We start from the raw sequence: 15,861 nt of genomic DNA on the forward strand, positions 1-15,861 counted from the left end.
GGCCGAGAGGTAGGGGCCGTCTTTGGTTCCGATGGAGAGGCCGCCGCAGCGGATCAGGATGTTCTGCCCGGTTTCCGCTTCGAGCTCGGCCCAGAGATCACGTGAGCGTTCCAGGATGGGTAGAGGTCGGGGGCTCCGCGGTAGATCATCCGGAAGAGCCTGGTATCGCCGCCCACGGCACTGCGGGCATGGGCGGGTCTCTGGGCTTCGAATCCGACCACTGAGTCGGACAGGCGGGAGGCCTGCCACAGGGCCATGCTTCCGATGCTGCCCAGGCCGATGACTGCGAGTTTTCCGTTCATGGTTAGAGCACCATTTCCAGGAAGGCCTGGGTCCGGGGTTCCTTGGGGTTGCGCAGGACTTCCCGGGCGTCGCCGCGTTCGACGATGTAGCCGTCGTCCATGAAGATGAGGGAGTCGGCCACTTCGCGGGCGAAGCCCATTTCGTGGGTGACGACCACCATGGTCATGCCCTTCTTGGCCAGATCCTGCATGACCATGAGGACTTCGCCGACCTTTTCGGGGTCCAGGGCGGAGGTGGGTTCGTCGAAGAGCATGATCTCGGGGTCCATGGCCAGGGACCGGGCGATCGCGACGCGCTGCTGCTGCCCGCCGGAAAGCTGGGCCGGGTAGTAGTCCCCGAACCCGGCCAGGCCGACACTGGTCAGCAGTTCCTGGGCCCGCTTGGCTGACTCTTTCTTGTCAGCGCCCTTGACCAGGACCGGCCCGGACATGATGTTTTCTTGGGCGGTCATGTTGGGGAAGAGGTTGAACTGCTGGAAGACCATGCCGACCCTGGTGCGCTGCTGGGCGAGCTTCTTCGGGGGGACGGCGTGGTAGGCGGTGTCGGTCTCGTAGTAGCCGAAGTCCTCGCCGTTGACTTTCAGGACCCCCGAGTCGATGGTCTCCAGGCCGTTGATGCAGCGCAGGACGGTGGACTTACCGGAGCCGCTGGGGCCGATGATGCAGCAGATTTCGCCGCTGGCGATTTCCAGGTTGATGTCCTTCAGGACTGTCTTGGGGCCGAAGGACTTTCGAATTTTCTGGGCAAGAATCGTTCCGTCGTTGCTCATCGGAGGGCCCCTTCCGGTTCGGTCAGCACAACTTTTTTCGCCTTTCGGGGAAGCCTGGAGGTTGCGCGGGAGTATTTCTGTTCGAGCTTGGACTGCGGGTAGCTCAGCAGCAGGGTCATCACGAGGTACCAGAGGCTGCCACGATCAGCAGCGGGATGGTTTCGTAGGTGCGGGCGTAGATGAGCTGGGCGCTTTGGAGCAGCTCGGCGACACCGAGCACACTGACGAGGGAGGTTCCCTTGAACATGCCGATGACCTGGTTGCCGGTCGCGGGGATGATCGAGGGCATCGCCTGCGGGATGATGACCTTGCGCATCTTCATCGCCCCGCTCATGCCGAGGGAGTCGGCGGCCTCGATCTGGCCCTTGCCGACCGAGGAGAACCCGCCGCGGATGATCTCGGCCATGTAGGCGGCCTCGTTGAGGGTCAGGCCGACCAGGGCCGCGGTGATGGGCGCCATCAGGGCGTTCATGTCGACCGCGGTGCCGATGTTCGTGAACGGGATCCCGATGGTCAGGTTCGGGTACAGTGCGGAGACGTTGAACCAGAAGATCAGCTGCACCAGGACCGGGGTGCCACGGAAAAGGGTGATGTAGACACCCGCCGTGGCCGCAATCGGCTTGATGCTCGAGCCCCTCATGATCGCCAGGCCCAGGCCCAGAAGAGTGCCCAGGGCCATGCTGGCAAAGGTCAGGAAGATCGTGAGCATCAGGCCGCGCACGATCGTGTCGTGGGTGAAGTAGCTGGCAACGACACCCCATTTGAAGTTGGGGTTGGTCGAAACCGAGATCAGGATGCCGATGCCGATCAGGCTGCACAGAACCCAGGCAACATACTCAAAGGTGCTCCGCCGCTTGAGCCGTGGCTTGAGCGCTGAATCCGTCCCGGTCATTGTAGTTTCACTTCCTTGGGGAATCGTTTTCAACATCGGAGCACCCCCTAGCGGATTGTGGCTTCAGTGATGGCTGATTCGCCCAGGCCCCAGTACTCCAGGGACTCCTTGTATTCCGGGGTTTCCAGAACGGACTGGATGGCTTTCTGCAGGGCTGGTGTCAAGGGTGATCCCTTCTTCAGGCCCATGGCGACGTTGGTGTTCGTGCGGGTATCCATCCTGGGTTCCAGGACGGTGAAGTGGTCGGGCTGCTGGACCTGTGCCCAGGCCAGGGCACTGGCGTCGTAGAAGACGCCGTCGATCCGCTTGGAGTCCAGCTGGGTCAGGGCTTCCTGGACGTTGGGCAGTGTGATGCCGTTGATGGCCGGCTTGCCCTTTTCCTCGCAGGTCCATTTCGAGACGTTCGGCAGGTGCTTGAGTTGCTGGGTGGAGCCCTTGGTCACGCCGATGTTCTTGCCGCAGAGCGTGTCGTTGGTCAGATTGAGCGGGTTGCCCTTGGCTACCGCTACGGCCGAGCCGCCCTTGAGGTAGTTGATCATGTCCAGGACCTTGAGCCGCTCTTCCGTGGCGGACATCGTGGTGGCGGTGAAGTCGTAGCGGCCGCCGTCGATGCCGGGGATGATTGTGTCGAATGCCGTGTTCTCGAATTTCAGCTTCAGTCCAAGCTTTTTGGCGACCAGGCGGGCGAGGTCCGGGTTCACGCCGATGGGGGTTTTGTTGTCCTCGGCGAGGAACGTCATCGGCGGGGAGCTCAGGTCCATCGCCACGGTCAGTTCGCCCTTGGCCTTGTAGGACTCGGGCAGCAGCGCCACCGCGGCGGCATCCGGCTGGACACCCTCTGAGATGTCACGGGTGTTCTGCGTCTTCGGGATGTCCGTCCCCTGAGTGCCCGTTGCCGCGCCGCCACAGGCAGTCAGGGCCAGCAGGACAGCAAGCCCCGCAGCGGCAGTCTGGACTTTATTGATGGTCTTCATGGTGGTTCCTTCGAATGGCCTTCAGCCGAACTTAGTCCGCTGAAACAGGTGTGATATTTGAGGACAATAGGGCATACCTTGCTGAATAAGATGCCCGATAGGTTGCTGCTCACTTTTCCTCGTTGTGATCTGGATCTCGTCCGCATCTAGACCAAGTGAACTACTCAACTGCTCAACTGTCAACAATAAAGATGAGGCCAAAGTAGCTCAACTGTTCAACTGTTGACAGAATGCTAAGGGCGGTTTTAGAGTCGACGTATTGGGCGACCGGGTCTTCAGTACGAAAGGAGGCCGAGGAGCCCAGACACCTCATAAAAGCGGAAGGCCACATGCGGGCCTCTTCAATGAATGGACGAATCATGGCAGACTCCAACCGGCCGAAGTACATCTCTTTTGATATCTACGGCACACTGATCAACTGGAATACTGATTCCACTACCCGCCGGCTGCTCGCAGGCCGTCTGCCTGAAGAGGAGTGGCCTGCGTTCAAGAAGGTTTTCCGCGGGTACCGGTTCGACGAGGTCCTTGGCGACTACAAGCCGTACGAGCAGATCCTTCAGAATTCCTTTGACCGGGTATGCAAGTTTTTTGGCATTGGGCCGACCCCTGGTGCGGGCGCGGAGTTCGCTGACGCTGTACGCAGCTTTGGTGCCCACGATGACGTGCCGGCCCCGCTGAAGCTCATGGGCGACAACTACCAGCTGGTGGCTCTGTCCAACGCCGACGACAGCTTCCTGGAGATCAGCATTCCCAAGCTCGGCGCAGACTTCCACGCCGTGTTGACCGCTGAGCAGGCCCAGGCCTACAAGCCGCGTTACCAGGCCTTCGAGTACATGCTCGATACCCTGAACGCCAAGCCGGAGGATTTCCTGCACATCGCCTCTCACACACGGTACGACATGCATCCGATGCACGACATGGGCTTCCGGAACCTCTGGGTGCTGGACCGTGGCTATGACCCCATTACCGGAGGCTACGACTACAACGCCGTTAAGTCCCTGGACGAGATCAACAAGCACCTCGGTCTCTAAACCGACTTCGAGGCGAAAGGTCAAACCGTGAAACTCAACCCCTATTGGCTGGACACTGCCGAACCCTCCGGGGACTACCGGCGCACTCCGGTTCCCGAGAACGTCGATGTCGCCATCATCGGCGCCGGATTTACCGGGCTGTCAGCGGCCCTTGAATTTGCCAAGCAGGGCGCCAGTGTTGCCGTATTCGAACGCCACACCGTGGGGTGGGGCGCATCGGGACGCAACGGGGGAATGGCGACTACCGGGTTGGCCATCAGCTTCAGCACCGCGGTCAAGCGCTACGGCGCCACGCGTGCCGTGGAGATGTTCCAGGAATACAACGACGCCATCGACAGCATCGAGAAGCTGGTGCATGACAATGGCATCGACTGCGACTACAACCGTTTCGGAAAGCTCTCGCTGGCCTTCCACAAGTCCCACTATGAGGGCTTCCTGAAGTCGCAGGAGAAGCTGGCCAAACTGGCCGACCACCACGTCACCGTGATCCCCAAATCCGAGATCCACAGTGAAATCGGCACGGACTTCTACCAGGGGGCCATGCTTGACCCACTGGGAGCAGGGCTGCATGTGGGCAAGTTCGTGCATGGGTTGGCCGGGGCGGCTGTTGCCGCCGGGGCGGATATCTGCGAGGAAGCCGGTGTCACGGAGCTGAAGAAGGTTTCGGGCACTGTGCATGACGTGCACACGACCCGGGGCATCACCAGGGCCAAGCAGGTCCTGGTCGCCACCAGCGGCTACACCGGCGGGGTGACCCCGTGGCTGCAGCGCCGCGTCATCCCGGTGGGCAGCTTCATCATCTGTACCGAGCCGTTGCCCGAAGACGTGGTCAACCGGATCCTGCCAAACCGGCGCATGGCCTCGGACAGCAAGATGCTCTGTTACTACTTCCGGATTACGCCGGACAACCGTCTGCTCTTCGGCGGCCGGGCCCGGTTTGCGCTGTCCAGCCCGGACTCGGACGTCAAGAGCGCGGAGATCCTGCGCAAGGCCATGCTCGAACTCTTCCCGTACCTCTCCAACGCCAAGGTGGACTACATCTGGGGCGGCCTGGTGGACCTTTCCATGGACCAGATGGTTCACGCGGGCGTCCACGACGGGCTCTACTACTCCATGGCCTATAGCGGACACGGGGTGCAGATGGCAGCCCACATGGGGAAGCGCATGGCCCACTATATGGCTGGCGACAAGTCAGCGAACGTCTGGGAAGACCTGAAGAATCCGCCCGTGCCGGGCCACTTCGGCCCGCCCTGGTTCCTTCCCTTCATCGGCGGGGCCGCAAAAATCATTGACCGGTTCAGCTAGGCCACGAAGGAAATCCCATGCTTCCATCCATAAACGCTGTTGACGCGCGCCCGGAATCAGCCCCAACTCCCGGAACGTCCGACGACCGGAACGACGTCGCGAATCTTCCCGGCGGTGCCTTCTTTGAAGGTCAGTGGCAGCGCGCTGATCTGACCTTGGAAGTACGGGATCCTGAATACGGCTTCCTGCTGGGGCGGGTATGCAGTTCGACGCCGGCGGATGTGAGTCGGGCGATCGCTCATATCCACCGGCACGTGCAACGCGACCGGTGGCCGCTCCGTTTGCGCCGGGAGGCCTTGGAAAGGGCAGCCCGGCTGCTGATGGAGCAGGCTGAGCGGTTCGCCAACATCATTGCTGCCGAGAGCAGTAAGACCATCACGGAGGCGGAGCGTGAAGTGCGCCGCTGCATCGAAACCCTGCGGCTCTCCGCCGCGGCCTCCGGGGAGATGTTCCTATAGACAAATCGAGGGGTGGAAACGCCTGCGGCTTCACGGGGCATGAGCCCTATCCGGAGCGGTCCTTGTCTGGGAGACTACGCTCAAATGGATCGGGGCACGCCGAAGGGCCGGAGGGCATCATGACTGCCGAGAAGCTCCATCCAACGCCGCATAGTTGGTGGGAAAAAGCCTATGACGTGGCTGGTATCGGTGTCGGTCTGCCGATCGCCGCTGCGATCATCCCCCTTCTCGAAAAGGTCGGTTTATGGGTCTTTCTGGAAATCGTCTTCGTGGCCACTCTCGCCATTTACTTCGCTCTGACATTGCTAGTCGCCCCGCTAAGGAGGCAACGGGCTGCCAAGGATGCCCAATTTGGCATCGTTGAATGCAGCATTCGCCCGGGGCCGAAGTCCTTGCCCCCAGGCTTTTCTCCGCCTGCCGCCTCTGACAAGCGTGGGTGGATTTTTGGGTATGCGAAGGTGGAAGAGGGGTCGCTGATCTTTCAGCCGAGAAACGCTTTCACTGGTTCTACGATCGGCGAGCCAGTGATGCTTGCGGACGTCACACCGATGACGGGTGGGTTGAGAACTCCGGCTGTTGCACCTTGGTATCTCGGCCGCGGCCATACCGTTGTGTATGTGAAAACCGACAGAGGTGTCATTGAAGTCGGGGGTTCGATCGCGGGCCTGAAGGCGGCTGGCATCTACCCTGCTGACGAACAGAAGGACCGCCTTTAAAGCTGGCGTCCGTGAAAGTGAAGAATCCACTTGTCCAGACACCGTCTGGACAAGTGACCACTCTCGGAATGCCCTGGTCAAGAATTGGACGGCAGACCCGACTGAGGAATACACCCAGGGGCCCCGACGGGGGATCCTGCGGTATCAATCGTCAGCTTCCTTCTAGAGCGTTTCGCGGCAGTGGTTCCGGCTCGGAAGACTCAACACTGCGATGGTTGGCCGTGAGGACGTTAAGCAATAGGAACCGCTGCTGCCAGGCCTCGTGTTCGGAACTGAACCTAATGGCTGCTCCTTTTAGGTGGGTGAAAAGCGGAGGCCGCGGCCCTGGCTGCAGCCTTGGATGGTTGGCCCCTGTGGATGCCGGTAATGGAGCGCGGGAGGCACGAAACGCCAGGAACGCTTCGAAACCCGGCAAGTGGCTGGTCGAGTTTACCGGACCAGCCACCCCTTATTTCTGAAGATGCTTAGAAGGCCATCAGATTTTCCCGGAATGTTGCGTGGCCATATTCCGTTCTGGTCAGTCCCTTACGCTGCAGCGCAGGCACGAGACCATCGGTGATCTGTGAAACGTAAACCCGGCTGAGAGGACCGTTGATCAGGAAGCCGTCACCCCCAATTTGTTCCATCGCATCTCCCATCTGGTCGGCCACTTGATCGGGTGTACCGATGAGGTCCAAACACGACACCGCCAACGGCTGCACGGATCCCGCTCAACCCCCTTGTTGTGCGATGTCCGCGAACACCTTGGTTGGGCCCCCCGGTAGCAGTCCAGCGTCTATGCGATAGCTAATGGGTTTTCTTGCGTCCAGTTTTCCCAGTAGCGGTTCGGCGTCATGCTGTCCAGGGCTCTGCCGGACTCTTCCATTCCGAGGATGGCCGGCGAGTGGGCCAGCGCGACGTGGCCGCCGTCGAGAATGGTCAGCGCGAACACTAGGGGGAGATCAGCACTCGCCAGCAACGCATCTTGAAGCTGAACTACCTGATGTGGGGATAAAGGCCGCAGACGGCAGGGTGTCATGACAACATTGTTCTGCATAAAGGAGACAGGCCCGGCCAGGGCCTAGGATTTCGGCACGCATTTCGTTGCCTGGTGGCGTTCCGCTTCACGGGCCGGGCGGGGAGTGCGCCGCCGATGGGTTCTGTCATAATTCTTCTCTATGGAGAATCTCACTTCCGGTGATGAGGCGCGCGGTTCTCGTCGTGCCGGAGAGATCGGAGCGGCGGCCAATGTCCTCATGCTGTTGCGCATGTTCGAGAGTGAAGATGAGATCGGGATAGGTGTGGCCAGCAAAAGGCTGCAGCTATCCCGCTCGACCGTTCATCGTCTCTTTACGACTCTGCTGCTTCATGGCTTCGTGGAACATCGGGCTTCAACGCGTTCATACGTTCCCGGTCCCGCTTTGACAGCAATCGGCCGTTCCGTATGCCGAAGCAGCGATGAAGATGCAATGACCGGCGCGTTGGTCGAGCTTGCGGAACTAACGAGAGAGACTGTTCATCTGGCCGTCCTGCGAGGCGACCATGTGCTTTATCTCAACAGCATAGAGAGCGAGTATTCGGTGCGCACCAGGAGCCGAGTCGGTTGGACACTCCCTTCTCATTCCGCCGCGGCCGGTAAGGCGCTGCTGTCAGCCATGAGTGATGAAGAGATTCTGAAGATCTTCCCCTTTGAAATCATCGGAGGTACCCCTCAGCGTGGCCAACTGCGGCGGGTGGACCTTCTAGCCGAGTTGGAGCTCGTGCGGGCCCGCGGATATGCCACCAACAATGGCGAAAGCGAGCCTGATGTAAGTGCGGTAGCAGCAGTCCTCTGTGATCCTTTAGGCCGACCTCAGGCAGCAATCGCCGCTACTGCTCCTAAATCGCGCGGGGACGGGACCTGGATGCGTGAGGCAGGCGAGATGGCGGCCGCCGTGGCAAACCGCTACAACCTTCGTTTTCGATAGGTCCGATAAAGACGTGACAGCATGAACTCATGCAGGCGCGGGAGACACGACCAATCGACGAACTCATTTTCGAGATATTCCGCGTCAACGCGCGCCTACTTTCGGCGGGTGATGAGGCGGTTAAGGACACGGGACTCACTAGCGCGCGTTGGCAGGTGCTCGGCGCGGTAGCACTCGCGCCGACCGCACCTACGGTGGCGGAAATCGCTCGCAACATGGGCTTGACGCGGCAGGCGGTCCAGCGACTAGCCAACGAGATGGTCGCCTCTAAACTGCTCGAGCTAAAGGCGAACCCACGTCACCAACGCTCGCGTCTCATGATTCTCACGGCAGAGGGCCAGACCGCATACGACGAAGCCCTTCACCGATGGCGGCGCGACTGGACCGCAGCTATGGAAGAGATCCTAACTGAGTCAGAGATCACGGAGACGATGAGGCGACTACGCCGACTCCGTGGCCTGCTGCAAAGCAGAGACTAGGGTAACCGCAGCGCCTGATGGCGGCGAAAAGCCGCGCGGAACATGCGCTGCTCGTGAACTCGCACGCGACCAAAGCGAGACGGCACTCTGATATCAGAACCTTATGCATGACAAAGCTTATGACAGTCTATTGTCAAAGAGTCGGTGGTCCATGGAAACGTCTTCCCATCGTTTGAGGAGCGAAAAGTCGGCCATTTTCCTTGTCAGAGTGGATCCGGCAAGCTAGTGTTGTGTCTCACTCGACGACATAACATGTGTCATCTACCGAGACATGCGATTCTGAAATCAAAGGAGATCTGGGTGAGTCTGACAACCAATAAACACGACACCGTGATCCTGCCCCAGCTGTCCGAGGCTCGAGAGATACCGAGGCCTTCAGGGGCCCGAGAGCCCCTGAAGGTCAGCGTGTACGAGCGAGTGTCAAAGCAAGTGGCTCAGCTCGTTCCGATATTTCCTTACGACGACGCCGGGGCCATCGTCCCGTGTGCTGCAGTCATGTGGGGCGGGCCGGAACGCGAGCACGGGCAGTACTTCCACTGGAACACCGCCTCTGAGGTTGTCATCACATGGGGCTCGAACAACGCGATGCTGTCGACCGGTCAGATTATGGCTACGCAGAAGTACCACGGGGTCAATTCATTCCTTAAAGACGAAAAGGATCCCGAAGCGTTTGTAATCGTCACCGTTACGCAGAGGCAGTCGACCGAGGAGGGCCAGAAGGAGGCCATGGTCGCGAAGTGCCAGGAATGCAAGCAGGAGATGATCCGTCACGAGTACGATGCCGGTCCGTTCGGCGCGCCCGACTTTGATCCGGCACGCTTTGGACGCGAAGACGATTTCATACGGCAGTTCTCCACGCAGGCCGGATCTTCTGAGTTCGCTGCGATCCGCAATTCGGCCGAGGGCCGTGCCTGTCCAGGCTGCGGTTTTGAGAATGTGCCATTGCCCACCGAACCGTGGAATTGGACGCGCATGGTGAAGCAGACACGCATCGTGAACTCTGCATATCACGCGTTGACCGCGGCGGCCGAAGCCGAGCGAACCGCATGATACGTCGTCGCGCCATTCCCGCCTTCAAGGCGGCAGCTGAGATCGGCAGTTTTGAGGACGTCGCGCTCATCCCGGAAGACGTTGATCCGCAGGTGGAGCTATCCCGAAACACGATCCCGCAGCCGTTCTGCCTCATTATCGATGAGGACACAGTTCTGGCTCAGATGTCGGGACGTGCCCGTGTCGAAATGAAATACAGCACGGTGAACAGCTTCCGGACCCAGACCGGAGACAACATCTACGTTCCCGCCGGCACTCCGCATCGAATCGTACCGGTCGAGGAGTCAGTCTTCGTGCGGTACACCTCGAACGAACCGGTACGTCGCGGGGCAGCGTTCTTCTGCGAGCAGTGCGGCAACGAAAGCTATCGGCTCGAGTGGATTCACGAGGGAGCCGTAACTCCACGTCTTGTCTATGCGGCGGCGATCCGCGAGTTCAACGACACGGATCGTCTGTGCAGTTCCTGCGGCACCCTCGCAGATGCCATCTCACTTGAGTCGCTTGGATGGGCCGGCTGACTCCTGCCCAACTACCGCCTCCAAACCGCCTTCAAACCGCTTCCATGCACCTGATCGAAGGAGATCACACATGTCGCTCTACCTCAGCATTCACCGCTCACCCGGACTGTCCGAAGAGGAGATCCAGGGATACATCCCGGACGTCAAAGCAGGTGTCTATGCGGAGTTCCGCAACCTGTACGTCAACCTCGACGAGGGATATATCGTCACGGTGTACGAGGGGGAAAGCGAGCAAGGTATTCAGTCGGAATTCGAACGCATCGGGTGGCCGGTGGAAACTGTGACCGAAATTCAGTTCGCCCTCGACCGCGCCGGCCTAGACGGCATGCCGTCGTGACCCGAGTCCTAAACGCGGTTGCCTCCGGTTCAGCGCCATTCATCAATCGGCCCCTGAATCTGCGGTTCCGGGGGGACTGGGGCCAGGCGAACATGACGAGGATCTGTGGATGGCTGTCCCAGGAAATCGGAGACCGGTCACATCAAGACTCGAAGTTGTCAATTTGGTGCGGTCGTGGCGGACTTGACCAGGTCGCCGCACTCGATGATGATGAGGCCGACATCGCCGTCATCACTCCGGCGGCGATCGCCGCACTGGCCCGTGATGGTTCCCCGGTCCTGGGAACCCCGGCGCACGGCGAACTTCGTGCCCTCGGCACGCTCGGTCACGATGATCGACTCGTGATCGCGGTCGACGCGTCGTTGCCGGTTCACACGGCCTCTGATTTGCTCCATGTAGCTGACAGGCTGGTCATCGCAACGTCGCCAAACGATGGCGTCAATGTGATCGGCTTGATTGCGCATCTAGGTCTCGAGCTCGCGGGTGCCTCCGTGCCTGCGCTAGTTAGTCGCGGGGCACGCATGCTCGAATGGGAGAGACCGTTCCCCGCTCTGCACGCGTTCGAATCCGGTGAGGCCAACGTCGTCATCCAGGAGGCGGTCATGACGCCGTCGTGGCAGCGCATCGCGTCTCGACGACATGTCCGGTATATCCCATGGGGCGATCAAGTTCTTGCCGGGCTTTCACGTCTCGGCTGGCCAGCTGGTGAGCTGCCTGTTGGGTATCTTCCGGAACAGGACCAGCCAATTCGGACGATTGACTTCTCGGACTTCCAGGTCATCTGCCGAGAGGACCTCCCCGAGGATGTGGCCTACCTCGCTGCGTGGTGCATGGTCATGACGCGGCTGGCCTTAGAAGTGCAGTACCGCTCGTTCCCGCGGGACCGGACTCCGCTGACGTATCCGATTGACCCTAGGGCGCTCAGGGACACGAGTATTCCGTTGCATCCTGGCGCCCTGCGTGCCTACGAGGACCTGGCGGAACAAGCGCCGCTCACCGAAGGATTGATGTGGAAATGATCGACCTGAAAACGGATCTGCTCATCGTTGGTGCCGGACCCACGGGTCTTTTCGCAACCTACTATGCGGGTATGCGCGGTCTGAGCGTGACCCTCGTCGACAGCCTTCCGCAGCTGGGCGGCCAGACCGGGGCGCTGTATCCGGAGAAGTACATTTACGACGTTGCCGGCTTCCCTGCTGTCAAGGGACGCGATCTGATCGTAGGACTGGTCGAACAGGCCAAGTCGGCAGCGCCTGCGATTCTGCTCGGTGAAGAGTGCGTGACGCTCGAGGACAACGGGGACGGCCTTCGGGTGACTACCTCAATGGGGACTGTCATCAACTGCGGTGCCCTGCTTGTGACCGCAGGAATCGGGCGTTTCACGCCGCGCCCGATTCCAGTGGTGGACGCCTTCACCGGGGCGGGAGTCGATGTCATCGTCCGGCCGCCGGAGGCATACGAAGCGGCCGACGTCATCGTGGTCGGCGGCGGCGACAGCGCACTCGATTGGGCGGTAGCGCTGGAAGCGCATGCGCGTTCGGTGACCGTGGTCCACCGCCGGAGCCGGTTCACTGCGCTCGACAGCACAATCACTGAACTGATGAGGACGTCGGCATCGGTTCATATGGACTCCGAAATAGCGGCGCTCCATGGAGCAGAGGCCGTCGAAGCGGTCACGATTAGGAACACCAAGACGGGCGACCACACGATGGTTGACGCCTCCGTTGTGATACCCGCGTCGGGCCATATTGCGTCCCTTGGGCCACTTATGGAGTGGGGCCTTGAATTACAGAGTCGTCAGATCGTCGTCGCTACCGACATGTCGACGAGCCGACCTCGCGTGTACTCGGCAGGAGATATCACGACCTATTCGGGCAAAGTCCGTCTCATGGTGGTCGGATTCGGCGAGGCTGCCACAGCTGTCAACAACATCGCTGCGCTGCTCCGCCCTGGGGAGGATGTCTTCCCGGGGCATTCATCAGAGAAGATCCACGCGATGGTGGGCGGAAAGGAAGACTGATGGCTTACGTAATCGGCAGTGAATGCATTGGCGAACTCGACAGCTCCTGCGTGGATGTGTGTCCGGTGGACTGCATCTATGAAGGACTGGAGAAGCGCTACATCAATCCGAACGAATGTATCGAGTGCGGGGCGTGCATGTCGGCCTGCCCTGTATCTGCGATCCGCGGCGGGCTGAACGACCTCCCGGATCCGGTGTGGATGAAGGACAACACTGATTTCTTCGCCGAGCCCCTGCCTGGGCGGGATGCCCCGCTCGGCGACCCGGGGGGAGCGACCACCGTCGGTCCGGTCGGGGTGGACACTCCCCTCGCCACCAACGTGGCCAGGGAGCGGTCATGACCGGACAGCCGAGCGCCGATGTCGTCGACGCCAGTCTCGCTCTTAGCGCCGCGGGACTCGGAGACATGGTCTGGGGCCATGCCTCCGTCCGCGACCCGGGCGGACGCGGCGTCTGGATGAAGTCGGCGGGCTGGGGGTTCGAGGAGATCGACGAGCCACGGGTCATTCTGGTCAGGTCCGATGGCGAGGTCCTTGAAGGAGACGAGCCACGACACCTTGAGTACCCGATACACACCGAAATCATCCTAGCCCGCCCCGATGTCGGAGCAGTCGTCCATACCCACGCTCCGGCACTCAGCGCATTCTCCTCGCTCGACGTCCCGCTCCAGCCGATCTCCCACGACGCAGTCCCGTTTGCCTCACCCCAGATTCCGAGATTCAGCGCTACTGGAGCGCTAATCGCCTCGGCGGATTTAGGTCGGGCCGTGGCGGCTGAGTTAGGCGATGCGCGCGGGATCCTCCTACCCAAACACGGGGCGGTGACGGTGGGGCCTGACATCGGATCAGCGGTTATGTATGCGGTGCTTCTCGAGCGTGCCTGCCGCACGGCTCTGAATGCCATCGCTGCCGGTGGTCCCAGGCTGTGGTCCGACGATACCGAGACCGAGTTTAAGCGCGAGCAGATCTGGAATTCCCGCCAGTTGGATGCAGGTTGGCGCTATCTTGTTCGGAAGGGCCGCCGTGAGCACAACCGGGAGTAGCCCTCGGGGCCTACAAGACCACAAATCTGATCGTGTTCCGCGTTGGCTCAATCAACGCTCCTCCAGTTTCCTTTCCTCCGTCGAGGTCCTCTGGGAGATCGACTTCCACCACGAGTCGTCTCTTCCCGACCTGACGATCGGGCAGGTGATCACCCATGTGGCTCGGTGTGCGGATGACTACGCTGACATCCTGCACGAGTTCCGCACCGGTGGTATTCCTCCGGTTGACGAGCTACGTCGTTGGCCCGAGGATCCGGGCGGGCACCGTCCTGGCGCTGTTGTGATCGATGACATCACAACAGCACTGAGCCGGCTACGCGACGAAACTGCTGCGTTTGTTTGCACTGATCGGGGACGTGCGCCGGGAATTGACAGAGTCCTGTGGGACGCGCTCGTGGAGATCATCGTCCATGACCTCGACATGCGGGTAGCCGAGGAGCTTGATGGTGAGACCGTTGCAGGGATTCTTGTCGAAGTCGTCACCGAACTTGCCGAAGTGCCGGACTGGCCCCGCACGCGGTTGTGCTCGGACGGCAGTCTCGAGGTCTTCCATGCAATTGGCGAGGTCGCGATAGTACAAGGCTCTCCGCGTGACCTGCTGGCCTGGCTCACGGGCCGGCCTCTCGCGGGTGCGGTGACGGCGGCGGACGGCGGCGGGGTCCCTACCCTTCCAGCGTGGAGATGCCATCGTGAGTTTGAGAAAGCCGGAGGATAGCCTTGTTGATTACACATCTTGGCCATGCTTGTGTCCTCGTCGAGGTCGACGGAGTACGAGCACTGATCGATCCCGGAGGGTACTCAACCGGCTTCGACGATCTCCTCGACCTGGACTTGATCCTCATCACCCATGAGCATGCGGACCACTTTGCAATGGACAGGCTCGCCACCGTCCTTGAGCGCAATGGCGGAGTGACGATCATCTCAAACGCGGCGGTCGCGGCCAAACTTCCCGAGGAAGCTAACGTCTTGGTCATCGAGCCGGGGGAGACCCGAAACGTCGGCGGACTGTCGATTGAGGCGACCGGAGCCGAGCACGCCGTTATTCACCCCCTCGTTCCGAACGTCGCCAGCACGGGGTTCGTGCTCGGCGGTCGGATCTGGCACCCGGGCGACTCATTCGCTCACGATGCCCGTCAGGTCGACGTCCTTCTGCTTCCCGTGGGCGGGCCCTGGATGCGTCTTCAAGAGGCCATTGACTTTGAGCGTTCCGTGTCGCCCCGTGTCGCGATACCCATACACGAGGCCGGTCTGTCTCACCTGCATCAGGCACTGCACTACCAATTGCTGACCGCACTCGCTCCGGAGGGCACCTCTTTTGTCCCCCTGGAGCGGGGAACCGCCACAAATATCTGAGCTTATCTAGCTCATAGTCCCCACACTTCAGGAGAGAACATGCCATCCCAGCGCCGAGTACGCCCGATCTCCCGGCCGGTCTTTCACCACACCACGTTCGCCACGAGGAAGCTCGACGAAATGGTGGCGTTCTACGAGGCCGTCGCCGGCCTTGAGCCCGTGTACTACTCGCCAGAGGGAGCGTGGCTGACCAATGACGCAGCGAACCACCGCATTGCACTTCTCGCCCTACCGGGACTGAAAGCGCCGGTGGACAAGGGCCATACCGCGGGCCTACATCACACCGCCTTCGAATACGCGGACTTCGACCAGTGGCTCGACAATTACGAGCGACTGCACGCGGTTGGGGTCGACCCTTTCCTGAACCTCGACCACGGCATGACGATCTCGATGTACTACCAAGACCCGGAAGGCAACGGCGTCGAGATCCAGGTTGACGCTTTTGGAAGCTGGTCGAAATCAAAAGAGTGGATGTGGGCGTCGCAGGAGTTCGCTGCGAACCCGATCGGCGCTCACTTCGACCCGGAGAAGCTAGTCGCCGCCCGCAACGAGGGTCTTGATGCTCAAGAAATCCATCGACGAACGCGCACAGGCCAATACGCACCCGCAGTCGCCCCTGAGGTATACCTGCCCGAACTCTGGTAACTGAGCAGACGAGACAAAGGAAA

At 60.8% G+C, this 15,861-nt stretch carries 22 protein-coding genes; 16 read left to right on the top strand and 6 right to left on the bottom strand.

Annotation, left to right across the window (positions count from 1 at the left end; all coding sequences use genetic code 11):
- Window positions 1–53: 53 nt before the first annotated feature.
- The 4 genes from J7E80_RS02585 to J7E80_RS02600 form a co-directional block, all read right to left on the bottom strand.
- Window positions 54–302 carry a hypothetical protein gene (locus tag J7E80_RS02585; RefSeq protein ID WP_251036363.1) on the bottom strand — a complete coding sequence of 83 codons (249 nt, stop codon included), beginning with the start codon at window positions 300–302 and terminating at the stop codon, window positions 54–56.
- Between the two features lie 2 nt (window positions 303–304).
- On the bottom strand, window positions 305–1,072 hold the full coding sequence (locus J7E80_RS02590) for an amino acid ABC transporter ATP-binding protein (protein ID WP_215049927.1): 768 nt from the start codon (window positions 1,070–1,072) through the stop codon (window positions 305–307).
- A gap of 118 nt (window positions 1,073–1,190) precedes the next feature.
- Complete coding sequence (locus J7E80_RS02595) at window positions 1,191–1,964, bottom strand: amino acid ABC transporter permease (RefSeq protein ID WP_251036364.1); 774 nt, start codon at window positions 1,962–1,964, stop codon at window positions 1,191–1,193.
- Between the two features lie 47 nt (window positions 1,965–2,011).
- On the bottom strand, window positions 2,012–2,938 hold the full coding sequence (locus J7E80_RS02600; RefSeq protein ID WP_215049928.1) for an ABC transporter substrate-binding protein: 927 nt from the start codon (window positions 2,936–2,938) through the stop codon (window positions 2,012–2,014).
- A 359-nt stretch (window positions 2,939–3,297) separates the two neighbouring features.
- Between J7E80_RS02600 and J7E80_RS02605 the strand changes: the two genes are divergently transcribed.
- The 4 genes from J7E80_RS02605 (at window position 3,298) to J7E80_RS02620 (ending at window position 6,448) form a co-directional block, all read left to right on the top strand.
- Window positions 3,298–3,969, top strand: a complete 672-nt coding sequence (locus J7E80_RS02605; protein WP_215049929.1) for a haloacid dehalogenase type II — start codon at window positions 3,298–3,300, stop codon at window positions 3,967–3,969.
- Window positions 3,970–3,996: 27 nt separating this feature from the next.
- Window positions 3,997–5,274, top strand: coding sequence for an FAD-binding oxidoreductase (locus J7E80_RS02610; protein ID WP_215049930.1), 1,278 nt, complete (start codon window positions 3,997–3,999; stop codon window positions 5,272–5,274).
- 17 nt (window positions 5,275–5,291) lie between these two features.
- A complete protein-coding gene (locus J7E80_RS02615; protein WP_215049931.1) occupies window positions 5,292–5,732 on the top strand; it encodes an aldehyde dehydrogenase family protein in 441 nt (146 codons plus the stop codon).
- A 119-nt stretch (window positions 5,733–5,851) separates the two neighbouring features.
- Window positions 5,852–6,448, top strand: coding sequence for a hypothetical protein (locus tag J7E80_RS02620; protein WP_215049932.1), 597 nt, complete (start codon window positions 5,852–5,854; stop codon window positions 6,446–6,448).
- Between the two features lie 464 nt (window positions 6,449–6,912).
- Here J7E80_RS02620 and J7E80_RS02625 read toward each other — a convergent pair whose 3' ends face one another.
- Window positions 6,913–7,098: a hypothetical protein gene (locus J7E80_RS02625; RefSeq protein WP_215049933.1), complete on the bottom strand. Its 186-nt coding sequence runs from the start codon at window positions 7,096–7,098 to the stop codon at window positions 6,913–6,915.
- A gap of 125 nt (window positions 7,099–7,223) precedes the next feature.
- Window positions 7,224–7,484 carry a hypothetical protein gene (locus tag J7E80_RS02630; protein WP_215049934.1) on the bottom strand — a complete coding sequence of 87 codons (261 nt, stop codon included), beginning with the start codon at window positions 7,482–7,484 and terminating at the stop codon, window positions 7,224–7,226.
- 121 nt (window positions 7,485–7,605) lie between these two features.
- On the opposite strand from J7E80_RS02630, the gene J7E80_RS02635 reads away from it, so the two are divergent.
- The 12 genes from J7E80_RS02635 (at window position 7,606) to J7E80_RS02690 (ending at window position 15,838) form a co-directional block, all read left to right on the top strand.
- Window positions 7,606–8,394 carry an IclR family transcriptional regulator gene (locus J7E80_RS02635; protein ID WP_215049935.1) on the top strand — a complete coding sequence of 263 codons (789 nt, stop codon included), beginning with the start codon at window positions 7,606–7,608 and terminating at the stop codon, window positions 8,392–8,394.
- Between the two features lie 29 nt (window positions 8,395–8,423).
- On the top strand, window positions 8,424–8,873 hold the full coding sequence (locus tag J7E80_RS02640; protein WP_215049936.1) for a MarR family winged helix-turn-helix transcriptional regulator: 450 nt from the start codon (window positions 8,424–8,426) through the stop codon (window positions 8,871–8,873).
- A gap of 300 nt (window positions 8,874–9,173) precedes the next feature.
- Window positions 9,174–9,923, top strand: a complete 750-nt coding sequence (locus J7E80_RS02645; RefSeq protein ID WP_215049937.1) for a hypothetical protein — start codon at window positions 9,174–9,176, stop codon at window positions 9,921–9,923.
- Window positions 9,920–10,441, top strand: a complete 522-nt coding sequence (locus tag J7E80_RS02650) for a hypothetical protein (protein ID WP_215049938.1) — start codon at window positions 9,920–9,922, stop codon at window positions 10,439–10,441. Before J7E80_RS02645 ends, J7E80_RS02650 begins: the two co-directional genes overlap by 4 nt.
- 70 nt (window positions 10,442–10,511) lie before the next feature.
- A complete protein-coding gene (locus J7E80_RS02655) occupies window positions 10,512–10,778 on the top strand; it encodes a DUF4242 domain-containing protein (protein ID WP_215049939.1) in 267 nt (88 codons plus the stop codon).
- 155 nt (window positions 10,779–10,933) lie between these two features.
- The gene (locus tag J7E80_RS02660; RefSeq protein WP_215049940.1) at window positions 10,934–11,797 is read left to right on the top strand and encodes a TAXI family TRAP transporter solute-binding subunit; all 864 of its coding nucleotides are present in this window, start codon (window positions 10,934–10,936) and stop codon (window positions 11,795–11,797) included.
- Window positions 11,794–12,798 carry an NAD(P)/FAD-dependent oxidoreductase gene (locus tag J7E80_RS02665; RefSeq protein ID WP_215049941.1) on the top strand — a complete coding sequence of 335 codons (1,005 nt, stop codon included), beginning with the start codon at window positions 11,794–11,796 and terminating at the stop codon, window positions 12,796–12,798. Before J7E80_RS02660 ends, J7E80_RS02665 begins: the two co-directional genes overlap by 4 nt.
- Entirely contained in the window at window positions 12,798–13,139 is a 342-nt protein-coding gene (locus J7E80_RS02670; protein ID WP_215049942.1) for a 4Fe-4S binding protein, read from the top strand. Before J7E80_RS02665 ends, J7E80_RS02670 begins: the two co-directional genes overlap by 1 nt.
- Window positions 13,136–13,840: a class II aldolase/adducin family protein gene (locus J7E80_RS02675; RefSeq protein ID WP_215049943.1), complete on the top strand. Its 705-nt coding sequence runs from the start codon at window positions 13,136–13,138 to the stop codon at window positions 13,838–13,840. Before J7E80_RS02670 ends, J7E80_RS02675 begins: the two co-directional genes overlap by 4 nt.
- Window positions 13,821–14,555, top strand: coding sequence for a maleylpyruvate isomerase N-terminal domain-containing protein (locus tag J7E80_RS02680; protein WP_215049944.1), 735 nt, complete (start codon window positions 13,821–13,823; stop codon window positions 14,553–14,555). The genes J7E80_RS02675 and J7E80_RS02680 overlap by 20 nt, the downstream gene beginning before the upstream one ends.
- Before the next feature lie 5 nt (window positions 14,556–14,560).
- The gene (locus tag J7E80_RS02685; RefSeq protein ID WP_215049945.1) at window positions 14,561–15,193 is read left to right on the top strand and encodes an MBL fold metallo-hydrolase; all 633 of its coding nucleotides are present in this window, start codon (window positions 14,561–14,563) and stop codon (window positions 15,191–15,193) included.
- A gap of 39 nt (window positions 15,194–15,232) precedes the next feature.
- Entirely contained in the window at window positions 15,233–15,838 is a 606-nt protein-coding gene (locus tag J7E80_RS02690) for a VOC family protein (protein WP_215049946.1), read from the top strand.
- Window positions 15,839–15,861 lie beyond the last annotated feature (23 nt).

The organism is Arthrobacter sp. ISL-28 (assembly GCF_018613875.1).
GTDB lineage: Bacteria > Actinomycetota > Actinomycetes > Actinomycetales > Micrococcaceae > Arthrobacter.

What these genes read in the sequence shown, in the direction of transcription:
- J7E80_RS02585 (WP_251036363.1), bottom strand. Translation starts at nt 302, where the DNA reads ATGAACGGAAAACTCGCAGTCATCGGCCTGGGCAGCATCGGAAGCATG.
- J7E80_RS02590 (WP_215049927.1), bottom strand. Translation starts at nt 1,072, where the DNA reads ATGAGCAACGACGGAACGATTCTTGCCCAGAAAATTCGAAAGTCCTTC.
- J7E80_RS02595 (WP_251036364.1), bottom strand. Translation starts at nt 1,964, where the DNA reads ATGACCGGGACGGATTCAGCGCTCAAGCCACGGCTCAAGCGGCGGAGC.
- J7E80_RS02600 (WP_215049928.1), bottom strand. Translation starts at nt 2,938, where the DNA reads ATGAAGACCATCAATAAAGTCCAGACTGCCGCTGCGGGGCTTGCTGTC.
- J7E80_RS02605 (WP_215049929.1), top strand. Translation starts at nt 3,298, where the DNA reads ATGGCAGACTCCAACCGGCCGAAGTACATCTCTTTTGATATCTACGGC.
- J7E80_RS02615 (WP_215049931.1), top strand. Translation starts at nt 5,292, where the DNA reads ATGCTTCCATCCATAAACGCTGTTGACGCGCGCCCGGAATCAGCCCCA.
- J7E80_RS02620 (WP_215049932.1), top strand. Translation starts at nt 5,852, where the DNA reads ATGACTGCCGAGAAGCTCCATCCAACGCCGCATAGTTGGTGGGAAAAA.
- J7E80_RS02630 (WP_215049934.1), bottom strand. Translation starts at nt 7,484, where the DNA reads ATGCAGAACAATGTTGTCATGACACCCTGCCGTCTGCGGCCTTTATCC.
- J7E80_RS02635 (WP_215049935.1), top strand. Translation starts at nt 7,606, where the DNA reads ATGGAGAATCTCACTTCCGGTGATGAGGCGCGCGGTTCTCGTCGTGCC.
- J7E80_RS02640 (WP_215049936.1), top strand. Translation starts at nt 8,424, where the DNA reads ATGCAGGCGCGGGAGACACGACCAATCGACGAACTCATTTTCGAGATA.
- J7E80_RS02650 (WP_215049938.1), top strand. Translation starts at nt 9,920, where the DNA reads ATGATACGTCGTCGCGCCATTCCCGCCTTCAAGGCGGCAGCTGAGATC.
- J7E80_RS02655 (WP_215049939.1), top strand. Translation starts at nt 10,512, where the DNA reads ATGTCGCTCTACCTCAGCATTCACCGCTCACCCGGACTGTCCGAAGAG.
- J7E80_RS02665 (WP_215049941.1), top strand. Translation starts at nt 11,794, where the DNA reads ATGATCGACCTGAAAACGGATCTGCTCATCGTTGGTGCCGGACCCACG.
- J7E80_RS02670 (WP_215049942.1), top strand. Translation starts at nt 12,798, where the DNA reads ATGGCTTACGTAATCGGCAGTGAATGCATTGGCGAACTCGACAGCTCC.
- J7E80_RS02675 (WP_215049943.1), top strand. Translation starts at nt 13,136, where the DNA reads ATGACCGGACAGCCGAGCGCCGATGTCGTCGACGCCAGTCTCGCTCTT.
- J7E80_RS02690 (WP_215049946.1), top strand. Translation starts at nt 15,233, where the DNA reads ATGCCATCCCAGCGCCGAGTACGCCCGATCTCCCGGCCGGTCTTTCAC.